This is a genomic window from Comamonas jiangduensis (assembly GCF_030162955.1).
GTDB lineage: Bacteria > Pseudomonadota > Gammaproteobacteria > Burkholderiales > Burkholderiaceae_C > Comamonas > Comamonas jiangduensis.
This window is the reverse complement of the sequence record NZ_JARXOV010000062.1, coordinates 1-369: the sequence shown is the minus strand read 5'-3', so window position 1 is coordinate 369 and position 369 is coordinate 1. Positions and strand designations below refer to the sequence as shown.

The following is a 369-nucleotide window of genomic DNA, read 5'->3' as shown; positions in this document are numbered from 1 at the left end:
GTTGGTCGTCAATCCGCCTCGACTTCGACCTATGGCCTGGCTCGAAGTCCCCCTTTTGCACCTTGGCCGTGTCGATGCACACGTACGATGGTTGCATCCACCATGGCGTATTCCATGTCAGGCTCGCCACTGACTGCTTCGAACAGGCGTACAAAAACATCGGCCTTCACCCAATCGCGAAAGCGTTTGAATACGGTGTTCCATTTACCGAAGTGTTCTGGCAAGTCTCGCCATGGACTGCCCGTGCGAACAATCCACAAAACTGCCTCTACAAACAATCGGTTATCTGTCCCGCTTCGGCCACGGTCTCCGACCTTGCCTAAGCAAAATGGGCTCATACGAGCCCATTGTTGATCTGTCAAAACGTAT

At 53.1% G+C, this 369-nt stretch carries 1 pseudogene; it reads right to left on the bottom strand.

Features of this window, described 5'->3' with window-relative positions:
- A pseudogene (locus tag QEP12_RS16995) lies at window positions 1–362 on the bottom strand (IS5 family transposase); the annotation flags it as partial.
- Between the last annotated feature and the right edge of the window lie 7 nt (window positions 363–369).